Source organism: Candidatus Planktophila versatilis (assembly GCF_002288105.1).
In the GTDB taxonomy this organism is placed as follows: Bacteria; Actinomycetota; Actinomycetes; order Nanopelagicales; family Nanopelagicaceae; genus Planktophila; species Planktophila versatilis.
In genome coordinates this window covers 17,915-42,564 of record NZ_CP016774.1, presented here as the reverse complement: position 1 = coordinate 42,564, position 24,650 = coordinate 17,915, and the positions used below count along the sequence as shown (strand labels likewise).

General features: G+C 45.4%; 22 protein-coding genes. 6 read left to right on the top strand and 16 right to left on the bottom strand.

Annotated features, from left to right (window positions below; all coding sequences use genetic code 11):
* Window positions 1–49 precede the first annotated feature (49 nt).
* Window positions 50–907 (top strand): hypothetical protein, encoded by an 858-nt coding sequence (locus A1sIA79_RS00195; RefSeq protein WP_095674251.1) that lies wholly within the window; start codon window positions 50–52, stop codon window positions 905–907.
* Here A1sIA79_RS00195 and A1sIA79_RS00190 read toward each other — a convergent pair.
* On the bottom strand, window positions 852–1,670 hold the full coding sequence (locus tag A1sIA79_RS00190) for a glycosyltransferase family 2 protein (protein ID WP_190277061.1): 819 nt from the start codon (window positions 1,668–1,670) through the stop codon (window positions 852–854). The genes A1sIA79_RS00195 and A1sIA79_RS00190 overlap by 56 nt on opposite strands.
* A gap of 23 nt (window positions 1,671–1,693) precedes the next feature.
* Here A1sIA79_RS00190 and A1sIA79_RS00185 point away from each other — a divergent pair, with 23 nt between their 5' ends.
* Window positions 1,694–2,563 (top strand): alpha-1,2-fucosyltransferase, encoded by an 870-nt coding sequence (locus tag A1sIA79_RS00185; RefSeq protein WP_190277060.1) that lies wholly within the window; start codon window positions 1,694–1,696, stop codon window positions 2,561–2,563.
* Here A1sIA79_RS00185 and A1sIA79_RS00180 read toward each other — a convergent pair.
* The 3 genes from A1sIA79_RS00180 to A1sIA79_RS00170 all read right to left on the bottom strand — a co-directional run bounded on the left by A1sIA79_RS00180 (window position 2,534) and on the right by A1sIA79_RS00170 (window position 5,432).
* Window positions 2,534–3,490, bottom strand: coding sequence for a hypothetical protein (locus A1sIA79_RS00180; RefSeq protein ID WP_095674248.1), 957 nt, complete (start codon window positions 3,488–3,490; stop codon window positions 2,534–2,536). The two genes, A1sIA79_RS00185 and A1sIA79_RS00180, sit on opposite strands and share 30 nt — an antisense overlap.
* A 107-nt stretch (window positions 3,491–3,597) precedes the next feature.
* On the bottom strand, window positions 3,598–4,737 hold the full coding sequence (locus tag A1sIA79_RS00175; RefSeq protein ID WP_190277059.1) for a DegT/DnrJ/EryC1/StrS family aminotransferase: 1,140 nt from the start codon (window positions 4,735–4,737) through the stop codon (window positions 3,598–3,600).
* Between the two features lie 17 nt (window positions 4,738–4,754).
* Window positions 4,755–5,432, bottom strand: a complete 678-nt coding sequence (locus A1sIA79_RS00170; RefSeq protein ID WP_150122963.1) for a hypothetical protein — start codon at window positions 5,430–5,432, stop codon at window positions 4,755–4,757.
* 105 nt (window positions 5,433–5,537) lie between these two features.
* Between A1sIA79_RS00170 and A1sIA79_RS00165 the strand changes: the two genes are divergently transcribed.
* Complete coding sequence (locus A1sIA79_RS00165; RefSeq protein WP_095674245.1) at window positions 5,538–6,503, top strand: NAD-dependent epimerase/dehydratase family protein; 966 nt, start codon at window positions 5,538–5,540, stop codon at window positions 6,501–6,503.
* Window positions 6,504–6,510: 7 nt separating this feature from the next.
* Here the strand turns inward: A1sIA79_RS00165 and A1sIA79_RS00160 are convergent, their stop codons facing one another.
* Genes A1sIA79_RS00160 through A1sIA79_RS00145 form a run of 4 tightly spaced genes read right to left on the bottom strand, consistent with a single transcriptional unit; the run spans window position 6,511 to window position 9,893 of the window.
* Window positions 6,511–7,461 carry a hypothetical protein gene (locus tag A1sIA79_RS00160; RefSeq protein ID WP_150122962.1) on the bottom strand — a complete coding sequence of 317 codons (951 nt, stop codon included), beginning with the start codon at window positions 7,459–7,461 and terminating at the stop codon, window positions 6,511–6,513.
* Complete coding sequence (rfbA, locus tag A1sIA79_RS00155; RefSeq protein WP_095674243.1) at window positions 7,458–8,327, bottom strand: glucose-1-phosphate thymidylyltransferase RfbA; 870 nt, start codon at window positions 8,325–8,327, stop codon at window positions 7,458–7,460. The genes A1sIA79_RS00160 and rfbA overlap by 4 nt, the downstream gene beginning before the upstream one ends.
* On the bottom strand, window positions 8,320–9,309 hold the full coding sequence (locus tag A1sIA79_RS00150) for a dTDP-glucose 4,6-dehydratase (RefSeq protein ID WP_095674242.1): 990 nt from the start codon (window positions 9,307–9,309) through the stop codon (window positions 8,320–8,322). The genes rfbA and A1sIA79_RS00150 overlap by 8 nt, the downstream gene beginning before the upstream one ends.
* Complete coding sequence (locus A1sIA79_RS00145) at window positions 9,309–9,893, bottom strand: dTDP-4-dehydrorhamnose 3,5-epimerase family protein (RefSeq protein ID WP_190277058.1); 585 nt, start codon at window positions 9,891–9,893, stop codon at window positions 9,309–9,311. The genes A1sIA79_RS00150 and A1sIA79_RS00145 overlap by 1 nt, the downstream gene beginning before the upstream one ends.
* Window positions 9,894–10,145: 252 nt before the next feature.
* Between A1sIA79_RS00145 and A1sIA79_RS00140 the strand changes: the two genes are divergently transcribed.
* Window positions 10,146–10,889: a methionine biosynthesis protein MetW gene (locus A1sIA79_RS00140; protein ID WP_095674240.1), complete on the top strand. Its 744-nt coding sequence runs from the start codon at window positions 10,146–10,148 to the stop codon at window positions 10,887–10,889.
* 30 nt (window positions 10,890–10,919) lie between these two features.
* On the opposite strand, the gene A1sIA79_RS00135 is transcribed toward A1sIA79_RS00140, so the two are convergent.
* The 6 genes from A1sIA79_RS00135 to galE are packed head-to-tail and all read right to left on the bottom strand — an operon-like array spanning window position 10,920 to window position 18,702.
* Complete coding sequence (locus A1sIA79_RS00135; protein ID WP_095674239.1) at window positions 10,920–11,564, bottom strand: VOC family protein; 645 nt, start codon at window positions 11,562–11,564, stop codon at window positions 10,920–10,922.
* A gap of 53 nt (window positions 11,565–11,617) precedes the next feature.
* On the bottom strand, window positions 11,618–12,928 hold the full coding sequence (locus tag A1sIA79_RS00130) for a hypothetical protein (protein WP_095674238.1): 1,311 nt from the start codon (window positions 12,926–12,928) through the stop codon (window positions 11,618–11,620).
* A 15-nt stretch (window positions 12,929–12,943) separates the two neighbouring features.
* Window positions 12,944–14,440, bottom strand: coding sequence for an alpha/beta hydrolase (locus A1sIA79_RS00125; RefSeq protein ID WP_095674237.1), 1,497 nt, complete (start codon window positions 14,438–14,440; stop codon window positions 12,944–12,946).
* Window positions 14,441–15,598, bottom strand: coding sequence for a DNA polymerase III subunit delta' (locus A1sIA79_RS00120; protein WP_095674236.1), 1,158 nt, complete (start codon window positions 15,596–15,598; stop codon window positions 14,441–14,443).
* Window positions 15,599–17,692 (bottom strand): dTMP kinase, encoded by a 2,094-nt coding sequence (gene tmk, locus A1sIA79_RS00115; RefSeq protein WP_095674235.1) that lies wholly within the window; start codon window positions 17,690–17,692, stop codon window positions 15,599–15,601.
* A 41-nt stretch (window positions 17,693–17,733) separates the two neighbouring features.
* Window positions 17,734–18,702 carry a UDP-glucose 4-epimerase GalE gene (gene galE, locus A1sIA79_RS00110; protein ID WP_095674234.1) on the bottom strand — a complete coding sequence of 323 codons (969 nt, stop codon included), beginning with the start codon at window positions 18,700–18,702 and terminating at the stop codon, window positions 17,734–17,736.
* Window positions 18,703–18,803: 101 nt separating this feature from the next.
* Here galE and A1sIA79_RS00105 point away from each other — a divergent pair, with 101 nt between their 5' ends.
* Together A1sIA79_RS00105 and A1sIA79_RS00100 are read left to right on the top strand one after the other, a co-directional pair.
* Entirely contained in the window at window positions 18,804–19,175 is a 372-nt protein-coding gene (locus A1sIA79_RS00105) for a type II toxin-antitoxin system Phd/YefM family antitoxin (RefSeq protein WP_150122961.1), read from the top strand.
* Window positions 19,172–19,549 carry a type II toxin-antitoxin system VapC family toxin gene (locus A1sIA79_RS00100; protein WP_095674232.1) on the top strand — a complete coding sequence of 126 codons (378 nt, stop codon included), beginning with the start codon at window positions 19,172–19,174 and terminating at the stop codon, window positions 19,547–19,549. The genes A1sIA79_RS00105 and A1sIA79_RS00100 overlap by 4 nt, the downstream gene beginning before the upstream one ends.
* A gap of 15 nt (window positions 19,550–19,564) precedes the next feature.
* Here the strand turns inward: A1sIA79_RS00100 and topA are convergent, their stop codons facing one another.
* Together topA and A1sIA79_RS00090 are read right to left on the bottom strand one after the other, a co-directional pair.
* On the bottom strand, window positions 19,565–22,324 hold the full coding sequence (gene topA / locus A1sIA79_RS00095) for a type I DNA topoisomerase (protein WP_095674231.1): 2,760 nt from the start codon (window positions 22,322–22,324) through the stop codon (window positions 19,565–19,567).
* Window positions 22,325–22,348: 24 nt separating this feature from the next.
* A complete protein-coding gene (locus A1sIA79_RS00090) occupies window positions 22,349–24,634 on the bottom strand; it encodes a sodium-translocating pyrophosphatase (RefSeq protein WP_095674230.1) in 2,286 nt (761 codons plus the stop codon).
* Window positions 24,635–24,650: the final 16 nt, after the last annotated feature.

Below are 24,650 nucleotides of genomic sequence, written 5' to 3'. Positions count from 1 at the left end.
CTCCAAAAACTTAGTGCCGGTGTGAGATCATTAGCTAGTATACGGCTCTATGAGCCCAGACATGAGAATTGGTGTTGTTGCCTTCGGTACGACTCTTGATGACAGAGGTTTTAGAGATTTTTCCTCCCAGCTAAGGACTCTCCGCGCATCCGCTGAAGCTCATGGTGTGGATTTTCTGAACTATACATTTTCAGATTTAAGAAAAGAAATCTCGGGAACTCCTTTTCAGGATTTCCCAAAATTTAAAAAAGGTGTCGGGGCTTGGTTTTGGAAGCCAATTGCAGTTGATCATTTCCTAAAATTGAATTCTTATGATTATTTGATTTATTTGGACGCAGATTGCCAGTTGCATTCAAATCCTGAACAAGTAATCAAGTCTCTGCCTAAAGATTTTGAGATAGCTGGATTCAAGATTAACTCAACTATTGGGGAGTGGACGTTACCTCGCGTGCTAAAAAGATTGTCAGCAGGGGAATTCGGTAACTACCCTATGTTTACGGCAGGCATTCTGATTGTGAAGAATTCTGAATTAGCTAGAGAATATCTGGGTGTCTGGAGAGACGCCATGAATGACCCTAGAGTTCTTATGGAACTCCCATTTGAGAGAAATTCAAGAATTCATCGGCATGATCAGTCTGTCTTAAGTATTTTAGTAGCGAAGAAAAGAATCATTATTGAGCCTATGGGTTCGGGTTTTTTCAGTAGTGGAATTGAGAGTACGCAGAGTGATTTGAAGGGTGCGTGGGTCAGTACCGGTTCAATTACGAATGATCAGAGTGTTAAGAATAAGAGACTAACAATTACTAGGATTTGGAAGGCCGGAACAGTCAGACTGGCGCCGGGTAGAGACCTTATTTTTTGGGCATCTTTCTACTCGGCTTTGCTAAAAAAATTCCTCTGTAAATGAGCCTGAGGTAATTCGAAAGGTGCCCTCGCGCGCTTTGAGAAAGATTTGAAAAATTGAGGCGATCGTAAATCGACAATTTTGCATCCAAATAAACTAGATCGAGCCCGGAATTAACAATTTTCTGCAGTAGCTCTCCATCTTCTCCAAATCTTCTGTCAGAAAACCGCAGCAAAATTTTTGTTTTAACTGTCGCATGCCCATGATGTATGCGACTGCGCTTCGAAACGTTTGAGGGTAACCTCAAGTTAGTTTCACCTCTATAAAGATTGTCAGCTGGGTCATGATCACTTTTAATTCCAGAATTAGCTTTTCTCATTTCATCTGAAGTTGATACTCTGCTGAACTTATTTACGGATAACTTGAACCTAAATCGAGGGGTAAGCCGGTAATAATCATGTACGACGCAATCTGCCCCCGTTGCTTCCAAAACTTCATTTAAGATTTTAAGTCTTTTTGGGTGATAGGTGTCATCAGCGTCAATGAATGAGACTACCGGGAAGAGGGCCGATTCCCAGCCTCGGTTTCGATTGAGTCCTGCAGTCTGATACAGGTCAGTGGAAAGAATTCGAATGAGTTTGGATAAGTTGGATTCTGACTTGATGAGTTGAAGGCGGCTTAGATCAGTGTCAATAGTCGAACTGGCACAAATAATAATTTCTCCTACAGATTCCTCCTCCGACTCAAACTCCTTGAGTAGCTTGGGGAGATACACAAAATGCTTTGGAATGATTGGGACAACTACAGAAAATAGCTGGTTACCCACAGGCTCGATGTTATCATTTCGGAGTGCCTAAGGTTTCGGTCGGTAGATTCGAAGTGGCGCTAACAGGCGGCCTTGGAAATCAATTGTTCGGGTATGCCGCGGGCAAGAGCATCGAGAAATTCACGGGGCTCGAATGTCAATTTATTCAACCCAGCATCAAAGACAGGCCTTATGAACTCCATAATTTCAATATTCACGCGGCCTCTCGACAACCAGGTAGCCGCCATCCCTACAGATCTACATTGATTTCTAGGTTGAACAGGATAGTCAATAGAGAACGTTTCTTCTTTGCTGAGCAAAGTTTCAGATTTGACTCTCGATTTTATGAAAATCCCAGAGGGAAAACGCTTTATGGCTACTTCCAATCATTTCTATATCTAGAGAATGTCCAGGATGATTTACGTTCGCTACCCAATCAACACGTTCAATTCAGCAATGAATTCCATTTACTGAGCGCAAAAATCACTCAGCACAGTCATTATGCGATCCACATCCGACGTGGAGATTATATTGGGAAAGAAAATTTCCACGGAATTGTAAGTCCTGAGTATTACAAAGAGGCATCTGACAGAATCATGCAAATCAATTCAGCCGCGAAATTTGTTGTTTTCTCTGATTCTATTGAAATTGCAAGGAAGGTTTTCCCGAATGCTGAAAGCTACATATCGCATAACGATTTACCTAAACCCTCTGAGAATTTATTGCTAATGTCCCGCATGTCTGGATTGATTGGATCTAACAGTTCTTTGAGTTGGTGGGCTGCATTCCTTAATTCCAAACAAGACCAGATCTATCTACCTAAGCCTTGGTTCGCGAAGAGCTCAATAGATACACAAGACCTGCTTTACTCTCATTGGCAACAACTAGATTCTGGGATTCGAAGCCTGCAATAGTTGCTGAATTTTTAATCGTGATTTTTCCTCTGAGTAGTTAGCCACCACAAATTCTCTGGGCATGAGGTGTTTCGATTCATCTATAAAAAGCTTGAGTTGACTCATTGAAAAACTCTCCATTGAAAATTCAATGCCACACTTTGCCGAAAGGAGTGGTGCACTTGAAGAGTTGAACCATTGTTTTGTAACATCGTCAAAGTATTTGGGTGCAGATCGAACTAAAGTAGGAACGCCCATCGCCCAAGCTTCCAGCAAAGACAAGCCTTGGCTTTCCGTACCGCCCAACCAAACAGCTGCGAATGAATTATCGAGTTTCTTTCTGAATTCCTTTTTCGAATATTGACCGTAGCGGACTGTAGATATTTCGACTTGTAATTCTTTGCAATAACCCACAAGCGTCAGGTAGTCAGCTTCGTTTTCATTCGATTTCAAGTAAACGAGTAGGTGAGTACGTTTGCTATCGCTTGGGCGCCAATAATTCAAATCGATATCGCTGTCGAGAACTCGAATTTCCCCTTTGAACCATGGAATTCTTGAGCGAATTATTGGCTCCACCCAAATGCTTGGAATAAGAATTGTCGCATCTGAGACATCTTCAATTTTTTGGCGAACCCATGGGGCATGGAATTCAACATTTGGTCCTATCAATAACCTAGAACCGTTCAATTTCATTGTTCTCCAAAGCTGCTCACCATTAACATTCAAGATCCAGTCTGTCTGGTTCTGCGCTTTTATCTTCATAAGATTCAAGTTGTGTCTCAACCTGGATTTGACTACGGAAGTACCATTTTGTTGAAATGCAAATGGGTTTTTATCAATGAAAAGTCTTACAGCAGCAAGTTTTACTCTGTAGTGGAGAGAATCGCGTTCGGTATGAAGATTTAAGCTCAAATCTTGATAAGTGTGTCTCTCATATTTTGGTTTCATGAATACACATACTCCAAGAGTTGGAAAATCAATTGATCCGCCGGAATCAAAAAATTAAGAATCTGGTGTGAATTGCCAAGATGATTTGACGCTAATTGTCGGAGATTTCAAAATTTCTCACGTTTATGAGATTCTTTAAAATATTGGTTAACCCAATAAATCACATATGAAATATCTTCTTCAGTCATTCCTGGGTGGCATGGTAAAGAAATAAGCCTGCGCCATTCTTGATCCGCGACTGGGTATTCTCTATTTTGCTTGACAATCTGATACAGGTGAAGCGGCTTAAAATGCACGCTTGTATGTATTTTTTTGTCAGCGAGATAGTTGATTAGATCGTTTCTAATTTCAGCATCAACGCGTGCACAATAATACTGAACAGTTTCAGACCATGCGGGTCGGCCAATTTTCATATCAAGCTCATTGTTATATCGCGATTGAATATGACGACGGTATTCAAGATTTTTTGGCAATTTCTTCATTTGTTCTAGTCCTATTGCCGCGGTCAAATCAATCATGTAACACTTGTAGCCTAGAACATCAACCTCATAGTCCCAATTATAGCCACCTGGCTTATTCCCAGGAATAAGAGAGCTCGTAGCCAAAGTTCTTGAATAGGTACTTGAGATTCCGAGCCAAGTCATTGGAACTAGTTTTTCATAGAGTTCTTTACTGTTTGTTGTGATCATCCCTCCATCACCGGTCGGCATTGTTTTAACTGCTTGAAACGACCAAACTGCAGCGTCTCCTTGCAGTCCAGCTCCGGGCACATAACAACTATGGGCACAGTCTTCAAGAATAAATCCATCGAAGAACTCGCGAATCTCAGCAATAGGTGCAGGTACTCCGGCATGGTTAACCGCAATAATTGCTTCGGTATTAATCCTAAGCGATTTTTTCACATCATTCGGGTCGAGATTTAAAGTATGTGGATCCACGTCAACAATATTGCTCGTGCAATCATTCCAAAGTGGGACTGCGGCCGTTGTCATAAAGGAAATAGTGGGATTGATAACGTCTACGTGTCGGATGCCAAGTGCCTTGAAAACTAAATCTTGCCCATGTGTCGCACTCGTAACTGCAACCGCATATTTTGCACCAACCATCTTCGCGAATTCTTCCTCAAACTTGGCAACTTTAGGACCTTTGCCCCACCAACCTGATTCGAGTGTTTCTGCCAAAGATGCGATCTCTTCAACTCCGGAAACAGGGCGAAGAACCGGCAAAATGTCTTTTCTGATTTCCATTACTACTGCCTTTCGATTTAACAGATATGGATGCGATCTTTTTGAAACCATCTAAAAAATGTTTGCTTCTCCCTGCGCAGAAGACCTAATTCATTTAACCACTCAAAACCGATGCCGTTCTTCTTCATGAAGTCAAATAGATTCTGCTCAGATCCTACCCCTAACTCTATCATTTTCTCCCGATTGGACTTAAAAAATTCCACATAATCAAGAAAAGTTCTGGATTTCATTGAAAAGAACATATCGTTGTACATGTATTGTTTTTCTGTCTCGACAATAGTTCCATCAAGATAGAAAAAGTCCGGGTTTGATATCAGTGCTTCTGAAGTCAAATTCTCTGTTCTTTCGAAAATATATCTGTTCGTGACAATTCTTCTGCCGGTAAAATAGCTTACTGTTCTTGAATTCCTCAATAACTCAGGAAAATCAGTGGCAGCATTGACCATCATGTCCAACTCTCCAATTCCCTTATTGATTTCCCCTGAGTTAGCACTTAGAGAAGAAATAGGAAAAGGTCCCCTCTGGAAATCAAGTATCGAGGTCAAACTGGATTCGTTTGCCCCGAGTGTGTTTTCGCAAATGATCACTTGCCAGGACTGTGGGAGTACTCGCTGAAGTTGCTTGAATGCGATTTTGTAATCCAGAACTCTCTTTTGTACCTCGCGAGAAGATAATTCTCTTGGTGCAACAGACATGAAGTAAAGGATTACATGCTTCGAAATTTCGCTCTGGTGAAATTTATCGTGACTTTGCATGTCCGGATATTAACAATAAAGCTGGTTAAATAGTAGCCTTGCGCTATGAAGATTCTGGTATCGGGGGCAGCTGGTTTCATTGGAGCTCATCTAGGAAGTAGATTAGAATCCGAAGGACATGAGTGTGTTTATTTAGATCGAATTTCTCCATACTATTCACCTGAGTATAAAAAATTACGAGCGCAGACTCTACTCGGTGACAAGCTTTATGAATTTGAAATTTCTGATGATCGAACCGAGAAATTATTTGCTGACGAAGATTTTGAGTGTGTTGTCCATTTAGCGGCACAACCTGGAGTTCGGGTTTCTTATCCTCATAATCTTTCTTACTTTAGGGACAATATTGAAGCTTTCTCAAGGATAGCCAGCTTGGCGGTGAAGCACAATGTTCCTAAATTCATTTACGCCTCTTCTTCTAGTGTTTATGAGAAGTCTGAAAGTTTTCCATTTGTTGAATCAGAGATGTTGGGCCAACCCACTGGCCTTTACCCATATACAAAGTGGTTAAATGAAGGGTTAGCAAAAAAACTACATCAGTTATCCAATACAAAGTTCGTGGGCCTGAGATTCTTTTCTGTTTATGGGCCTTGGGGGCGCCCAGACATGGCATACCTACGCCTCATTGCCGCCGCGCGCGGTCAATTCGAGTTCAATTTAAACGGGGATGGCTTAATCAAGAGAGATTTCACTTTTGTGGACGATGTAATCCGTCGATTAATCCTATTGATTGAGTCGGAAGAGAACTTACCGGAAGTTTTGAATATCGGGGGCAGTAATGAAGTATCCCTTTTAGATTTAGTGAACTCTATCCAAAGGGCAACAGGAGTCTCTATTCCCCTTCATTACGTTGATCCAGATGGACAAGATATTCCTGTGACAAAATCGAATGGGCTGCTGCTGGATAAGACTGTTGGCGTATTTCCCTATACATCTCTAGACGAGGGGATCATGACCACAGTGAAATGGTTCGATGAAATCCGGCAGAAGTTTGATTCAAAAAACTGGTTCTGATAAATCCTTAATTTAGAAATTTTACTTTTGATTTTTCAAGTTGTAGCAAGTCTAATTTAGAATAATCGAATCCAGATCTGAGTTGGTGATTCGTCCAATCTCCAAAGTAGGGTCTTTTTTCATCAATGATTCCTGCAATTGCGTCAATCCCCGAACCTATATCCAGATAAATTGCAGGCCAGAAAGAGTTTAGCTTCCAGGCTATACCCGATTTAACATGGCCAATGCCAAAAAGAAACAGTTTTGATTTCGCTTCTTTAAATTGCTCTTTCATGCTTATTTCAAGAGATTCAAGATCGTCACAAGCGAATTTTTGGGGCACCTTGATGTAATCACTAAACTCGCGTAGACCCAAATACTCTTGATACTCGGGATATTGCATCAACTGTCTAATTAAGTCAACTTTTTCGGAGGCTCCAATAATCCCTATTGAGCTTCCAAATTCTTTAAATAGCCATTTGTTGGATACGAGCCCATAATTGAATTCTGCAGGAATCGTATTTCTATCAGAGCCAATTACCTCTTGAAACATCTTTCTATTCTCTGGGTATATCTCACAAAAATATTTGTTACATTTCTTAGAGCCGGTTATGAAGGGTGACATCTCTGATTTACTGAGATTTCTACTCACCGCACGTTTTCCTGGTTGCGCACTTCCGCTTGGAATCCTTTTTAAGAAATTGTAGTCGCCATCGCCGAATTTGAATGAAGTATAGCTCCTTCCAGATTCGAAATCTCTTTCCAGGTTTTCCATATAATTTTGAAGTTCGACTTGAAACATTGGGTATGTGGATTCGTCGAGTAAACATGGGTTTGGGTCATGGTTTTTTGTGCCAGGAATCTGAAACTCCGAATGGATTGTTGGGTTTTGGTGCTCAACAAGTTCCGTTAAACTCTGAAATCTGCGAACTCCAAATTTGTGTGCCACTTTCATGACATTCACTACTTTTTTTTTCAACTTACTAGATTCCGTATGTAATCGCCATAGGGAGATTTGAATGAAAATGATGGTAAGTTTTTTAACTTAGATTCCGTAATCCATCCATTCAATAGCGCAATCTCTTCAAGACATGCAATTTGAGTGCCTTGTCGCTCTTGAATCACTCTGACATACTCTGATGCTGTATATAAATTGCGCGCACTCCCTGTATCAAGCCAAACAGTTCCTCGAGTCAGAATTGTTGAAGTGAGCAGGTTCTCTTCTAAGTAGGTTTTCAATAAATCAGTGATTTCAAGCTCGCCCCGGGCTGATGGCTTTAAATTCTTCACTCGCTCCCGTGCTGTAGCGTCGCATATGTAGAGACCTGGAACCACATATTTAGATTTAGGGGTAAGAGGCTTTTCATAGATTCCAATTATTTGTCCTTGATTATTCATCTCAACGTTTCCGTAATCGGAGGGGTTATCAACCTCGTACAGGAAAATATGAGATCCATACTTGAATTCAACTTGAGAGAGATTTCTTCCTAGACCCGAACCAATAAAGAGATTATCACCTAAAATTAAAAAGCTTGCATCATTTTTCAAGAAATCTTCAGCGATCACGAACGCCTCTGCAATGCCCTTTGGCTCTAACTGAATTTTGTAAGTGATTTGAATTCCGAAATTTGAACCATCTCCCAGTAACTCCTGAAAAGAATTGTGATCTTCAGGATTGACAATTATTAACACTTCACGAATTCCCGCAAGCATTAAGACGGAAAGTGGGTAATAAATCATAGGTTTATCAAATATTGGTAATAGTTGTTTTGAAACAACAGTCGTGATCGGATACATTCTCGTCGCGCGACCTCCTGCGAGAATTATTCCTTTGCGTTCAGCCATAATTCTTCTCTACCTCTTGAACTTGAGTGCGAAAGCCAGAATTTCTTAGCCTTTCTGCGTAATGTTCCACAAGCTTGGGTATTTGTTCGATAACTGATGAGGTGGGCAACCAGTTAAACTCGGAATGCAACAAAGAGGAATTCAGCGCATACCGATAATCATGACCCTTTCTATCTTCGATATGAACTATTTCCGAACCAGATTTTGTGACTTTAATTATTTCAGTTGCTAGTTGCAAGTTACTCAACCTATCTGCCGTCCCTATATTATAAATCCTTTCAGTAGGGTTTGAATTCATTAGTTTGATGAGTGCATCGGAGTGATCTTCGGCTGATATCCATTCCCTTATTTGGTCACCTCGTCCGTAGATAGGTAAGGGTTTCCCGTCTAGGGCTCGAATAATCATCCTGGGAATGAATTTTTCAGGGGACTGGCGTATTCCAAAATTATTCACGCATCTCGTCACGATTACATCTAGATTATGGGTTTTTTGCGCCGCACTCGCTAAAAGATCACTTCCTGCCTTGCTAGCTGAGTAGGCAGATGATGGGTTGAGCGGATGATTTTCCGACGCGGTCCCATCTAAAAGTGAACCATAAACCTCATCGGTGCTAACGTGCAAGACCCGAACGACACCATACTGCATAGCACAATCCAAAATTACTTGCGTGCCAAGTACGTTCGATAGAACAAAAGGTATACCTGATTTTATTGAGCGATCGACATGGCTCTCCGCCGCGAGGTGATAAATCTCAATCGGTTCAAATGGGAATTTCTCAAAGATTCTTTGCATCGCATTTAGGTCAGAGATGTCTGCTTGTTCAAAAATTAGTTTAGGATTTTCGATTTCTAAATTGGAAATTGATCCACCTATAGATAACCTATCGATTACAACAACTTTCAAGTATTTTTCACTTTCAAGCAGTTTTGAGACTAGGTGAGAACCGATAAATCCGGCGCCGCCACTAACGACCGCAAACATTAAGAGGTCTCATTTCTAGGCTTTAGGTTGACTTCGGAATCTTGGCGCAAGCTACTCAGAGATATTCCTTCCAGATCTTTTGCACTCAAGATAAAATCGTCTAACTTCCAGGAAATCCCAATTGTTTTATCTAGTGGGTAGATAGTTTCCTCGAAACCAGGCATATATCGGCTGTCTGTCATGTACAAAACTATTGTGTCTTCGGATAAAGCTTGAAAACCGTGAGCTAACCCTTTGGGGACCCAGAGCATTTTTTCGGTATTTCCAAGGAGGACATTTGAGGTGTATTTCCCAAAACTTGATGACTTTGGGTCTATATCTACAACTACGTCTTGAATTGCGCCCGATAAGCAAACCACCAATTTGCCTTGTGAGTATGGTGGCTTCTGACGGTGCAAACCTCGGATTACACCTTTCCTAGAATGAGAGAGGTTGACCTGAGATAGAGTTGGAACCACTAGGGTTTCAGATAGGGATTGACTCCAAGTCTCCAAGAAGTGACCTCTCTGATCCTGATAGAGAGTTGACTCAATATGAGTTACCGATTCAAGAACATCATCTTGACGCTTACTTATTTTGGCCACCGTAAATTGTAGCAACTCTTACCCATTATCCGATATAGCGATTAGACTTTATTTCTTGATTTCAAGTTAAAGTAACCCAAAGGCAGGGGTGTTATCAACATACGAATCTTGAAATAATCTTAAATTCCTCTCGAGGAACGCAAACTTCCAACTATTGTTAAGTTATTAGTTCAGGGCAATAATTAAGCAGAAAGCTAGGATATTCTTGCATTTACATCACCATCACTCCTAGTTAACCATTTAAGGGAGAATATGACAAGTTTTTTTTCTAATTACTCCAATCTGAGAATCAATCCTAAGAATCGTCAAATTGAATCGATTGCCCCCCCCGGAGATTTAGTGGATCAATCATTTCTAGCAGTTCAAGCAGCTGCAATTCGTTTACGGGATGAAGTAATTTCATTGAATTTGAAGGCTATGGGCGTCTCTACGCTCCTAGATGTTGGGTGCGATTTCGGTTCTTTACTGGAACTTGCAAATCAGAAGGGGATTAAGGCTCGAGGCATTGATGTAAATCTAGACTCAATAAGAAAGGCGAGAGAGGCTGGGCTTAACACTACAAACTTGTCAATGGAAGATCTCTTTCCAACAAAAATTTCAGATTTCGTGACTTTAACTCAGTCTGGGCATACCGCACTGAGCTGCTTGAACATCCTGCATGGTGAATGGAAGGATAAAACAATTAGAGATAAATTCATAAGCAATTCGCTAAACTACTTTGATTATGTCGTTATCACTTCCACGCGAAAACAGTTAAAGAAAATTCAACGTGAGCACGATATAACTTTTTTCAAATTTATAGGCCCAAGAAATGGGCCTATAACAAAATTTCAATACACCCTTAGTCAATATGGGACTACATTTTTCTTCACTGGCCGACTTCACAAAATTGAAAAGAGTTTTTGGCAGATTTTTACTGGTGGTTATAGTTACGCTAACCCGGTCAACACCTATTTAGATTTAGTCATAATTATGTCTTCAAAACGAGCCACATAAACCTTAGACTTGTCTTGAACTTGGCTCGGTCTAATCAAGAATCACAACACCACTCGGCGTTGAAAGATGGACTGCAACAATCCCAGACTGATCATCATTAGTTGATGGGTCTACCCACTCAATCGTGACATCACCGAGGGATGCCAGGATGTCTTCTTTAAACCAAGAGTCAGCTAGTTGATCAGTATCTGCAATAACAATTTTTTCAATCTCAGCAAGAGGTGTGCCATCCTGTGACGGGTGATCTGCAGAGAGCCACTGAATGAAGAATGGGAATTCTCTTGTGTCAGTAATCTCTTTCACTCCAATTTGCACCCACTTGAGATCTGTTCCGTTTGGTCGTGTGCGGTGACCTTCTGTTGCCTCACGGCCGAACTTTGTAGCTATTGGCGTGATGTCTTTTGTACTAAATACCCAGGTAAACCAACCGCCACCTTCATTTGCCTTCTTTGATACTGCCTTACCCCATGGTGTTTGTTCTGTTGCCGGGTGATCAAGTGGACATACAACTTCTATGTATTGACCGTTCTTAAGTGAGGCGGTGAAGTTACGTGTACCAAAGCGTGGGTGGATACCACCATCTACAAATGTGCTACCTAGGCGTGAACCTAGTCTTTGCACAGTGTCAGCTAGTTGGTCGTGGGAAGTCACATAAGAAACATGATCTAAGCGCATGGGGGAATTCTGCACCATGGCAGGGGGTGGTAATTACCAAACGGGCTGGAACCTTAAAGTATTGCCTTACCGCCCGAGATGGGCTTTATTCGAACTAAGCCCAACATGGCCCAGACATAAAGCGCTAATGAAACCATCGAGGTTGCTGTATAGAGTTCCCCACTAATTTGAGTGATAGGCGATATCGCCGCAACTGACCGCCCAAGCCCGCAGGTCGCTAGCAGGTTCAAGGCCAGCCCTCCACTGGCAAGAAGATAAATTCTCCTGGTCTGCTGGGTTACGGCCAGTGCAAACAAGACTGGAATGGCCATGAAGAAATGGTTTTCGTGCACTCCAAAACTTAACAAATTGTAAGCAGTGATGGCGACCGCGCCGATGTAAATAGGTGAAATATTTCGCGCTCCAACACGCTTTGTCCAGAAGAGAAGCCAAGCTAGGATTGCTGCGACTGTGATGGCTCCGAAGGACAAATACAACACTTGTCTTAAATTGTCATCCGCAATCCTTAATGGAAGAGCGGAATAGCTTCGTGAGTCATTGAATCCATACTCGCCAATCCGTGAAAATAGACCAACGACCCAGGGGATGTTTGGATTCTGAGCAGACATCATCGTGTGGACTGATGCAAGCCCCTGAGCGCGAAAATAGGCAGTGAGGGTGCCCGTAAAAATAAAAGGTGAAAGAATCACTAAGAAGCCCAGTGCGAAACCAGAGACCGCGCGATAGATGGCCTTCCAGTTTAATGAAAACAGTACAAGCAAACCGAGGCCGAACATTGGCATTACTGCAAGTTGCTTTGAGAAGACTGCAGAGGAGGCAAGGAGGCCGGTTGCAAAATATCTTTGATTCTCCGCAGCGATTAGCGCTGCAACTATAAAGAAAGACATGATCGAATCTTGATATCCTAGAATTGGTGATATTAGGAAAACTGCAGGAGTAATTAGATAAAAAAATGGTTGTAGTCCACCTCTTGTCCTACCCCAATACCAAAGTAATCCCGCTGTGAGGAATGTAAATACTACTGAGGTCAAATTTGAGGCTACAAGGAAGACTGACGAGAACTCTCCCCCAAAGAAGATCAAGATCTTTGCAACGGCGCCTAGCATATAGAGTGAGAAAGGAGGGTAGGGAACAGTTAGATTGTCTGTTTCTAGGATCCCCTGGTTGGGGACAACGTGGTAAAGAGTAAAGAAATCTCCTCGGATAAAACCTGCAACCCACTCTTCGAAATAATTCATGTTGTGCGTGCCTTTTGAGATGGTTAGCAGCAGATAGAAAATTCCTACAAAAAAAACATACCCCCATTGGTATTTTTGTACGTGTTTGGCAATCTTGGACAAAAGGCCTTCTCTTTGAGAATTCACTAGGTAATCATATTTCTAACAAATTAATCTGGTGGGTTCGGCGCGATTTATATAAAACTTATCCACCTGCCCATCAACACACTTATTACCCTGCCCTTGCCCCGTATGCCCATCTCCTGTCAGTGAGATAAGAACCGAATTAGTCAGGATCTTGTGCAGTCCCTGCGCCCATTCATAAGGCGTGGCCGGGTCACCTGTTGTGCCAATGATGACAATTGGGTTGGCAGTCTTTGTGGGCAGAACTTCTGTGGCTTTTGGTGTGTCAAAGTACTGACAGACCAGCCCACCATAGGCAAGGTAGGGACCAAAGAGCGGTGCTTGCTCTGCAAATACCTTTGCATCTTCTTTCATATGTTTAACACTTCGTGCATCTGTGAAATCTAAACAATCAATGATTGCACCCGAATCAAACTCATTAGCGGTGTAGCCCTCTTTTGTGCGCCCTGTGTATTCATCAGCTAACGCCAAGAACTTGTCGCCTTTGCCGTTCTTTACATCTGTAATCGCTATGCGCAGTTTTGGCCACCCAGTTGCACTGTCATAGAGCGCTGCTGCTACGCCAAGCAGAACTAGCGACTCAGAGAGTCTCTTATTTGGCTTGTCACTCAGTTGACTCAAAATCTTCTTCATCGCATCTATCGCGGCGCTTTTTTCTTTCGGTAGCGGACAGTTACTTCTCGTATTGCAATCTGCAGCGAAAACTGCAAATGCTTTATCGAAAGCAACTGCTTGTGTGAGCCCCTGTTGGAAGTTAGAGATAGAGTGATCAACTGCGCCATCTAGCACCATATGACCCACTTTGCCTGGAAAGAATTGGGCATAGAGAGTGCCAAGGAAGGTGCCATAGGACTTACCCATGTAGTTCAGTTGCTTATCACCAACTGCTTCTCGCAAGATATCCATATCGCGGGCGGCATTTGCTGTGCTAAATGAAGTCAGATGCTTGTTTTTCTCTTCGCACTGCTGAATAAACTTCTTTGATTCAATCAAGATTTGTGCAAACTCTTGCTCGTTATCCGGCTTTGAATCAGAGGCGTAGTTAGCATCTAACTCTTTATCGCTCAAACAAACGATGGGCTCGCTGCGCGAGACCCCACGGGGGTCAAAGCCCACAATGTCATAGGCGTCAAGGATTGCGGGGCTAAAGATGTATTCGGCGGCGTAGGCGTAATCAACCCCCGAGCCTCCCGGGCCACCGGGATTAACAATCAGGCTGCCCAGCTTCTTCTCACCTGTTGTTGGGTATTTCAGGATTGAGATGTCAAATGTTCCGGTCTTTAACTCTGTGTAATCGATGGGCACTAACAGATCTGCGCATTGGTAGTTTTCATAACAACTTTGCCATTGCAGCTGCTGGGCATAGTAGGCAGCAAGATTCGTAGGTATCTCTGGTCTTGATTGAATATAGGAAACTGTTGAAAAAAGTGCGAGTGCGAATACTGTGATAGTTGCTGTGATTTTTCCTGTGCGAGTTGATAGGGCCTTACCTGGATTTGTGGAGAAAGTCTGCATCTACGCTCTTGCCAGTCGGCACATCAGAGCTTCACAGGTAACTAGCGGTGCTGCGTTATAGGCAAGGTTGGTGCGTGCTTCCATGATGGCGGTAATCTTGTTAACAGTTGAGTGTGCTGGTGATTTAGCGGCGTAGCTCTCTATCGCCTCTCGCATATCGGTATTAATCATTGTCTCTGTATTACCTGATTGCACCATCATGACATCGCGATAGAAGGTGGCGATATCAAGAAGTGCGCCATCAATGGAGTCGCGCACCATTCTTGTTGATCTCGACTTCTGTTCCTTCTCCAACTCTTTTACCGCCTTCGCACCACCGGTTGCCATGCCACGACCAGTTGCACCTTTTCCATAAGCCTCTTGCAGCTTTTCAATCTCTTTCTCATCTCGTTCATCACTAGAAGTGTTTGCCTCTGCTGTTGCTAGGTCGACCAGTGTTTGCGCCGCAGCAAATGCTGCAGCCAATGAACCAAGTTGAAGTGGTAAGGCCATAATGCGAGCGCGGTTACCGCGCACGCTTTCATTCGTTGCTAAATACCGGGCGCGGCCAATGTGCCCCTGTGAAACGCGGGCTGCAAAATCTGCCATCGCTGGGGCAATCTTGTCTCTTGCAACCAACACGTTGGTAACTGCTTGTAGTGAGGGCGTGCGCAGCTGCAAGTGGCGACAACGTGAGCGGATGGTGGGCAAGAGATCATGCAAAGTGGGGGCACAGAGCAACCAGACCGTTCTCGTGCCAGGCTCTTCAATCGCCTTAAGCAGCGCGTTAGCAGCTGATTCAGTGAGTCTGTCAGCATCTTCCATCACAACTACCCGCCAGCCGCCCATGGAGGGCGCCCAGGCAACGCGGGTTAAAAGCTCACGCACTTCTTCTACCTTGATCGACAAACCTTCAGTACGAATGATTTCAACATCGGGGTGGCCGTGAGTCTTTGCCGCATTGCAATCACTACAAGTGCCGCAACCGTTGTTAGAGCAGATCAGTGCTTGCGCGAAAGCAACCGCAGCACTGGAGCGACCTGATCCTGGGGGACCTGTAAAGAGCCAAGCGTGTGTCATCTCTTGGCTTTCCTCGCCAGTGCGCGATGCTGCAACAGCTGCTTGCAAAATTGTTGTGATGTGTTCTTGACCTACCAGGTCATCAAAGACAGAGCTCACTTACTTCTTTATCCGATGCGTGACTGCATTCGTTGCAAAACGAATAGGGCGTAGTAAACGATTCTGGTGTGGGCCAGCTGCGTTGCGCTTGAGCGCTGGTAGCTCGGCAACGCGTTCAATGATTTGTTTGTGGATCTCTTCCACTGACTGGGTGCCATCAACTACAAAGTAGCGCTCTGGGTCCATCATGGCGATTTGTAAGAACTCTTGGCGCACGCGTTCGTGAAATTCTTTCGGTTCTGCCTCTAAGCGATCTAGTGAATGCAGGCGAGCAAGACCAACTTCTGCTGGCAGGTCGATCAGGATAGTCAGTGTGGGATAAAGGCTCTCGGTGGCCCATCGAGAGATGCGCGCAACCTCACCTGGAATAAGAACTCTTCCGGCGCCTTGGTAGGCAGCCGATGAATCAAAGTAGCGATCTGAGATAACTACTTCACCGCGTTCTAACGCTGGGCGAATAACAGAGTAAACATGGTGGGCGCGATCTGCGGCATAGAGCAGAGCTTCTGCTCGTGGGCTAATTGCGCCAGTTTCGTGGCCGAGCAAGATGGTGCGTAGATCTTTTCCGAGTGTGGTGCCCCCGGGTTCACGGGTCAGAAGCACGGTCTCAGCTTCTTGTTCTAACCACTTAGCAAGTAACTTAGATTGGGTTGATTTGCCGGTGCCTTCGCCACCTTCAAAGGCGATGAAGATGCTCTGGGTTTGGGCGCCAGTGATGGCGCCAAGTTCTCCTTGCAGCGCTGCGACGATATCGGACCAGAGCGAGACTTGTGGGCGGTCTTTCATCTGGCGGTAGGAGATGTAACCAATCAGCGCTGCGATTAAACCGGCAAGCAACATAGTTATCTGGGCGCCGTTGTAGTCAAGGGTGGTGTTCTGGAATTCATATCTATGCTCACCAATGGTGGCAGCGATAATGGGCGCGGTGGCCAGGACTGCTACCAAGGTAATGCGAATCAGTGATTGCACAAAGGCAAAGGTGCGGCCACGAACGTCATCATGTACTTCCATGCCGAGCATGGTGAAGCCAGTGACCCAAGTGATGCCGCTAAAGGCGCCAAGGAAGATCACGATGATGACTGACAGTGTGAGATTTGAAATCAGTGCCAGCAACACAAGGAAGAAGCCGGCAGTGGAAAGAGATGCGCCAAATAAACGACGGCGAGAGAACTGGGCGAATATCTTTGGGCCAAATGCAATGCCGATGGCAAGACCGGTAAAGACTGCGCCAAAGAGAACACCATATGCGGCATCTCCTCCGCCAAGGTCTCCTACAAATGTGCGAGCTAGGCCAATCACAGCACCTGCTGCGGAGAAGGCGCCAATCATGCCAATGATCAGCCCACGAATAATCTTTGATTGCGAGACAGCCTTCCAACCTTGAAGCAGTGATTGGCCGATGTTCTGCTCGGCATCTTTTTTAGAGGCGGCGCCTTTTGGAATCTCTTTGAGACCACGGATTGTGTAGGCGGCAAAGAGGAAGGAGAGAGCGTTGAAGTAGAGGGCGATATCTACTGAGTTAGTTGGTAGCAGTGGGCTAATCGTTGCCAGGGCACCTGAGAGCAAGGTAAGAAGTGTGAAGAGAATTGCGGCAATGGGTGCGGTGCCATAGGCAGCTAGTAGTGAGACCTGATTAGCATTTTCTAACTTATCGCGTGGGACAAGATTAGGTACTGATGCTTCCTTCGCTGGTGACCAGAAGAGCGTGAGGCATTCAACCAAGATCATCGCGGCATAGAGCCAGAAGTAGGTGTGCACGATTGGGATGGAGATATAGAGGGCGGCGCGAAGAATGTCGATGACAACCATCAAGCGGCGGCGATCAAAGCGATCTGCAAATACTCCAGCAATGGGACCAAGAAATACTGCAGGTAACAAACGCGCAATAAAGACACCAGCGATAGCAAAGTTTGCGGTGGCATAAGAACCGCCAGAAAGTTGTGCGGCCAGGGCAGTTGTTGCAAGTAGGCCGAGCCAATCACCTAAAGATGAGAAGACCATCGCCTTCCAGAGTTTGCGAAATGCCGGGATAGCAAGGACGCTGCGAGTGGCATCCTGCTTAGGAGCAGCAGGTGTGGGCAGGCTAGCTGGCATGAGGGAAGTCTATCGGGCGCATCAGATAATGACTTTAGAGCCTAGAACAGACTGCGAATGCTCTCTTCAAGTGAGTATTTGGATGTAAAGCCCATCGCACTCTTTGCAAGTGCCACATCAGCACATAAGAACGCTGGATCTCCTGCCCGGCGTGGGCTCTTAATTACTTCGGTCTGAGTCTTATTCGTTGCTTGCAGAACTAAATCAATAATCTCGCGCACAGATGCCCCGCGCCCGGTGCCGATGTTCATCGCTGGTGGCAGTGGGGTTGTGGCATCGGCTGCCGCTAAATGTGCGCGGGCAATATCTCTGACATCGACATAGTCGCGCACACAGGTGCCATCGGCGGTGGGGTAGTCGGTGCCGAAGATCTCAGGTGCTTGGCCTTTATTTAATTTGCCTAGAACAATGGGAACTAAGTTCTCGACCGAGTTATCCAGGAGTTCTGGTGCTGCGGTGCCCACCACATTAAAGAAACGCAGTGATGTTCCATGGTTACCGGGTGTATTAATAAAAGCGGTCACCTTTGATTCTGCTTGATACTTTGAATCTCCATAAGGAGAGATGGGTGCCTTCGGGCCATCTTCTTTGCATGGATCCATAGTGTCTGGACTGCCATAGACAGCTGCGGTGGATGAGAAGATAAATTTCTTCACTCCATTGCGCTTTGCTATTTCGATTAATTCATTAGTTGCTTCTAAATTCACTTGGAAATACTCATCTGGTTTTTCCATTGATTCACCGACAGCTTTTAGGGCTGCGGTGTGAATGATGCCATCGATCTTGTATTCGCGGATTAAGCTTTCAATCTCGTTGTAATCACGGATATCGCACTTGATAAAGGGAATCTCCAGGCCATGTTTTGCCCGCAGGAAGGTGATGCGGGATTCCAGGCCTTGATAGAGCGAATCAATGATGACTACAGATTTATCATTACAGATGAACTCATCTGCGATATGGGCGCCAATATAGCCAGCGCCACCTGTGAGCAGCCATCTCTCGGGGGTCATTACGGAAGTGTATCGGCGCAGCTAAAAACTCCTATTAATGAGGGTGAATAGCTGGGGCTGTGGATAATGTAGCACTTTTACTTTTTGTGCTACATTTAGCCATGGCCACATCAGCGAAAAAAAGTGCAACCCGTGCAGTGAAGAAGGCACCTTCAAAAGCTAAAAAACCTTCTCTCCTTGAAGATATGATCACAAAGAAATTGTCTGTCGGTGTCCGAGAACTCCGTCAAGAAGCCTCAAAAGTACTTGGTCTTGTAAAGAGCGGTGAAATTGTCATCGTTACCGAATGGGGAAAACCAGTTGCAGAGATTCGCGCTATTAAACCGACATCACTTCAAGATCTCATTGATGCCGGGCTCATAACTCCAGCAAAGGCTAAATTTGATCCAAAGGTTTTCGAGCCACTACCAAACCCCGATGGAAGAAGTCTCTTAGCAGAGTTTCTCAAAGAGCGTGAAGAAGCACGCTATTGAGTTGGTATGTTGATAGCTCGGTAATTCTCGCCTCGGTTTTCGAAGAACCAAACAGTATTGAGTTATCTAGTGTGTTAAAGGACCATCCTGTTACCTCTCGACTTTCCAGTGTTGAGGTGCTTCGGGCTGTTACTAAGTTCAACGATTTGCTATTACCTCGTGCTCAGCATTTATTAACTCAATTCTCCTTTGTTGATATCAGCAATACAATTCTTAACCGTGCTGAAAGTTATTCCAGTGAGATTACCGTGAAAGCCGCAGATGCAATTCATCTGGCAACAGCTGAAACTATTTCACTTTTAATTGACGGAGTGATCACTCTGGATAAGCAAATGGCGACAAATGCGCAGAAATTAAAGCTGACTCTCTATTAATCCACTTTGGATTAGTTAACTTTTAGCCTTACCGCTCGCCTTCTTAGCCGCCTTCTTCTTTGTTGCAGCTTTCTTCACCGTGTTCTTGGTTAGCGTTGGCGCAGTTGCGCTTGGCTTTGCTTTAGCTGCTTTCTTCCGTGACTTCTTAGGAGATGGGCCATTTTCTGCCTCCCACGCACGGCGTCCGGCCAGTAGCTCTAGGCCACGCTCAAGTGTCATTGCTTCCAGGGTGTCACCACGACGTAGCGTTGCATTGGTCTCGCCATCGGTGACATACATACCAAAGCGCCCATCTTTAATGATGACTTGTTTTTCACTACCCGGATCAACACCGAGTTCTTTTAGTGGCGGCTTTGCCACACCGCGCCGTCGCTCTTTTGGCTTTGAATAAATCTCAAGTGCTTCATCTAGGTTGATTGAAAAGAGTTGATCTTCTGAGGTTAAGGTCCGTGAGTCAGCACCAGCTTTGAGATATGGACCATAGCGACCGTTCTGCACCGTGATTTCATCGCCCGCACTATTTGTTCCCAGCACGCGTGGAAGAGAGAGCAGCTGCAGCGCATCATCGAGTGTGATGGTGTCTAGATTCATTGTGGAAAGAAGCGATGCGGTCTTTGGCTTCGGTGCATCTTTCTTCTTCCGCTTCTTCTTCGGTTCACCTTTATCGTTAAGTTCTACCGGCTCTGCCGGAAAGATTTCAGTGATGTATGGACCAAAGCGACCTGACTTTGCAACCACTTCAAAGTTTGTCTTGGGGTCAACACCTAATTCACGCTCACCTGATGGAGCGGCAAGTAACTCAATTGCTTTCGCAAGTGTGAGCTCATCCGGTGCTAAACCTTCTGGGATATTGGCAAGCTTGCGATCTTGATCAGGTAGGTTCTCTTGCAAGTAAGGACCAAAGCGGCCCACCCGAATTTCAATAGTGTCAGATAAGTTCATCGTGTTTGTCGCTCGGGCGTCAATCACACCGAGATCAAGTGCTAACTCATTAAGGCCTGGCTCACCGTTAACGCCGTAATAGAAATCGCGCAACCAATCAACCCGGCCTGCCTCCCCGGCTGCAATCTTGTCGAGATCTTCTTCCATTGATGCGGTGAAGTCATAATCCACTAGCTTCGTAAAGTGAGTCTCTAATAGGCCTGTTACTGAAAATGCTAAGAAGGTTGGCACAAGTGCGCGCCCGCGCTTTGAGACATAGCCACGATCTTGAATCGTTTGAATAATGGAGGCAAATGTTGATGGCCGTCCTATACCGAGCTCTTCCAACTTCTTCACAAGAGTTGGCTCGGTATAGCGCGCAGGTGGCTTTGTCTCGTGGCCTTCACAGGAATATTCCTCAACTTTAACTGATTGCCCCACTGTCATTGCAGGTAGGCGGCGATCTTCTGACTCTTCATCTTTGTTTTCATCACTGGCAATATCGTCATAGGCAGCTAAGAAGCCAGCAAAGGTAATCACAGAGCCATTGGCGCGGAAGATGGTTGCCTTCTTATCGGCTGTCGTTGCATCAAAATCAACCCGCATCTGCATCTTCTTAGCATCAGCCATTTGCGATGCCACAGTGCGCTTCCAAATCAAGTCATAGAGTGCGAACTCATCGCGTGATAGCTCTGGTGCTAACTCACCTGGTGTCTTAAAGACATCACCTGCCGGTCTAATTGCTTCGTGGGCTTCCTGGGCATTCTTTGTCTTTCCTTGATACACACGGGCACTTTCATAAACATGGTCTTTGCCATAAAGCGAAGCAGCTGAAGCGCGGGCTGCTTTGACTGCCTGCTCAGATAAATTGATGGAATCGGTTCGCATATAGGTGATGTAGCCGTTTTCATAGAGGCGCTGTGCAATACGCATCGTAATTTGTGCGCCCCACCCAAGTCGGCTGCCAGCATCTTGTTGCATCGTTGAAGTTGTAAAAGGTGGCTTAGGTCGTTCGGTACGCGGACTCTCTTCCATCGACTTCACAGTCAGTGGTGTGCCTTTAAGACTTTCGGTCAGCGCAGTTGCTTGTTTTTCATCCAATAACAAAATGTCTTTTAGGGACTTTTCTTTTACCGCACCATCTGCGCCAAAGTCACTGGTGGCAGCTACTTTTTTGCCATCAACTGAAAGTAGCCGCGCGGTAAAGCCAAGATCTGTCTTGGCATTGAGATCCCACCAAGAGGATGAAATAAAGGCCATCCGCTCGCGTTCTTTCTCCACAATCAACTTGGTGGCAACTGATTGCACGCGACCTGCTGAAATTCGTGGCATCACTTTCTTCCACAAGACTGGCGAAAGTCGATACCCAAAAAGCCTATCTAGCACACGCCTTGTTTCCTGGGCGTCAATCAGGTTGTAATCAAGATCGCGGGTATTTTCTACGGCAGCCTTTATCGCCTCTTCGGTAATTTCATTAAAGACCATCCGCTTAATAGGAATCTTTGGTTGCAGAACTTCTACTAAGTGCCAAGCAATCGCTTCACCTTCGCGGTCTTCATCCGTTGCCAGCAGGATCTCATCTGCCTCTTTCATCAACTCTTTAAGTTCGGCAACCTTCGCCTTCTTATCGGGGTTGATGACATATAAAGGGGCGAAATCATTTTCGATATCCACGCCCTCTTTAGACCAGGCTAACTTCTTTACTTCTTTAGGAATATCAGCAGCGCGCTGCGGAAGGTCGCGGATATGACCGACGCTAGCCTCGACGATGTAACCATCGCCGAGGTAGCCGCCAATCTTGCGCGCTTTTGCCGGTGATTCAACGATCACCAGCTTCTTAAAGACTTTAGCCATGCGTGTAGGGGAAGTTACTCGCTCTTAGTATTCGATAGTTGTCGATTGACGACGATTACGAATCAGCGCTCCAATAATGATCGCTGTTGCAACAAGTGCAATCACTAGTGACATCGATGATCGCGCAGGTAGTGCGAAGCTGACAATTGCTGGAGTAATCAACAAACCAACCAGGTTCATCACCTTAATTAGTGGGTTAATTGCAGGCCCCGCGGTGTCCTTAAATGGATCTCCCACAGTGTCTCCGACAACAGTTGCAGCGTGTGCCTCTGTGCCCTTGCCACCGTAGTGACCATCTTCAACCATCTTCTTTGCGTTATCCCACGCACCACCTGAGTTAGATAGGAAGACTGCCATTAGTGTTCCGGTGCCAATTGCACCAGCTAGGTAGGCACCGAGTGCGCCAACGCCCAGGCCGAATCCCACTGCGATTGGCGCCATGACTGCTAGCAGACCTGGTGTTACCAATTCACGTAGTGAGTCGCGAGTACAGATATCAACCACCCGACCATATTCCGGCTTTTCAGTGCCGTTCATGATTCCTGGGTGCATCTTGAATTGATTACGAACTTCAACAACTACGGCACTTGCCGCGCGTGAGACAGCGTTGACTGCTAGACCTGAGAAGAGGAACACAACTGCGGCTCCAATAATCAAACCAACTAAGTTACGAGGCGATGCAATATCAAGGATGCCTTGGTACTCAAGTGCAACATCTGCGCCCTCGCCCACTGCCTTAATGACAGCTTCCTTGATGGCATCAGTAAATGCACCAAAGAGCGCCGTTGCAGCTAATACTGCGGTGGCAATTGCGATTCCTTTAGTAATTGCCTTTGTTGTATTACCAACGGCATCGAGAGAAGTAAGGATCTGTGCACCCTCACCTTTAACATCACCCGACATCTCGGCAATGCCTTGTGCGTTATCTGAGATAGGCCCGAAGGTGTCCATTGCAACGATGACACCCACTGTTGTGAGTAGTCCGGTTCCTGCAAGTGCGATAGCAAAGAGTGAGAGAACAACAGATCCGCCGCCGAGTAAGAAGGCGCCAAAGACTGCGGATGCAATCAAGATTGCAGAATAGACAGCTGATTCAAAACCAACTGAAATACCAGCCAGAATTACTGTTGCCGCACCTGTCTGAGAGGAGGCTGCCACATCATTAACTGGGCGCTTGCCGGTTTCAGTAAAGAAGCCGGTAAGTACTTGAATAGCAGCAGCTAAAACGATTCCGATAATGACTGCGCCAAAAGCCAGCACGCGTGGATTGATATTGCCCGCTTCTTCTAGCACTGTAGGTGAGAAGTTAGTAAGCAAGTTGAACTTACCTGGCAAGTACGTAAATGTTGCAAGGCCGGTAAGACCAGCAGAGATAATCGCTGACATGAAAAATGAGCGGTTAATAGCTGTCATTGCTGACTTATCGGTTGAACGCAAGCGAGTTGCAAAGATTCCGATTACGGCTGTGACGATACCGATTGCTGGCACGATGAGCGGATAGATCAGACCTTCGTTACCGAAAGCTGCCTTACCTAAGATCAACGCTGCAACAAGTGTTACCGCATATGACTCGAACAAGTCTGCTGCCATACCAGCGCAGTCACCTACGTTATCGCCCACGTTATCTGCAATTGTTGCCGCATTTCGTGGGTCATCTTCTGGAATACCTTTTTCAACTTTACCGACGAGGTCTGCTCCCACATCAGCTGCCTTAGTAAAGATTCCGCCACCCACGCGCATAAACATCGCGAGCATCGCAGCGCCAAAACCAAATCCTTCAAGAACAACAGGTGCGTTCTCGCGGAATAAAATAACTACGAGTGCGGCTCCTACTAGGCCCAGACCTACCGTTGTCATGCCAACAACGCCACCTGTGCGGAAAGCAATCTGCACAGCCTTGGTGCCATCTTTCTGACGAGCAGCTTCAGCAACGCGCACATTTGCGCGAACTGCCAACCACATACCGTTATAACCAACCAGGGCTGAGAACCCAGCGCCTACAAGGAAGAAGATAGAGCGACCAACGCGGATAGCAGTTGTGTCGGCGGGCAATGCAAAGAGCAGGAAGAAAACAATTCCTACAAAATAAGAAAGGGTGCGGAACTGGCGGGCAAGATATGCCGCCGCTCCTTCTTGAACAGCTTCGGCAATCTCGCGCATCTTCTCAGTGCCATCGTTGGCAGCAAGTACTTGCTGGCGCAACGCATAGGCGATACCAAGGGCAGCAAGTGCCACCGCCAAAACGATGTAGGTGATATTTAGGTTAGTCCCTGTTACTTGGACATTACTTAGAGCAGCAGAAGCTCTCATGGGTTCTCCTCCGTTG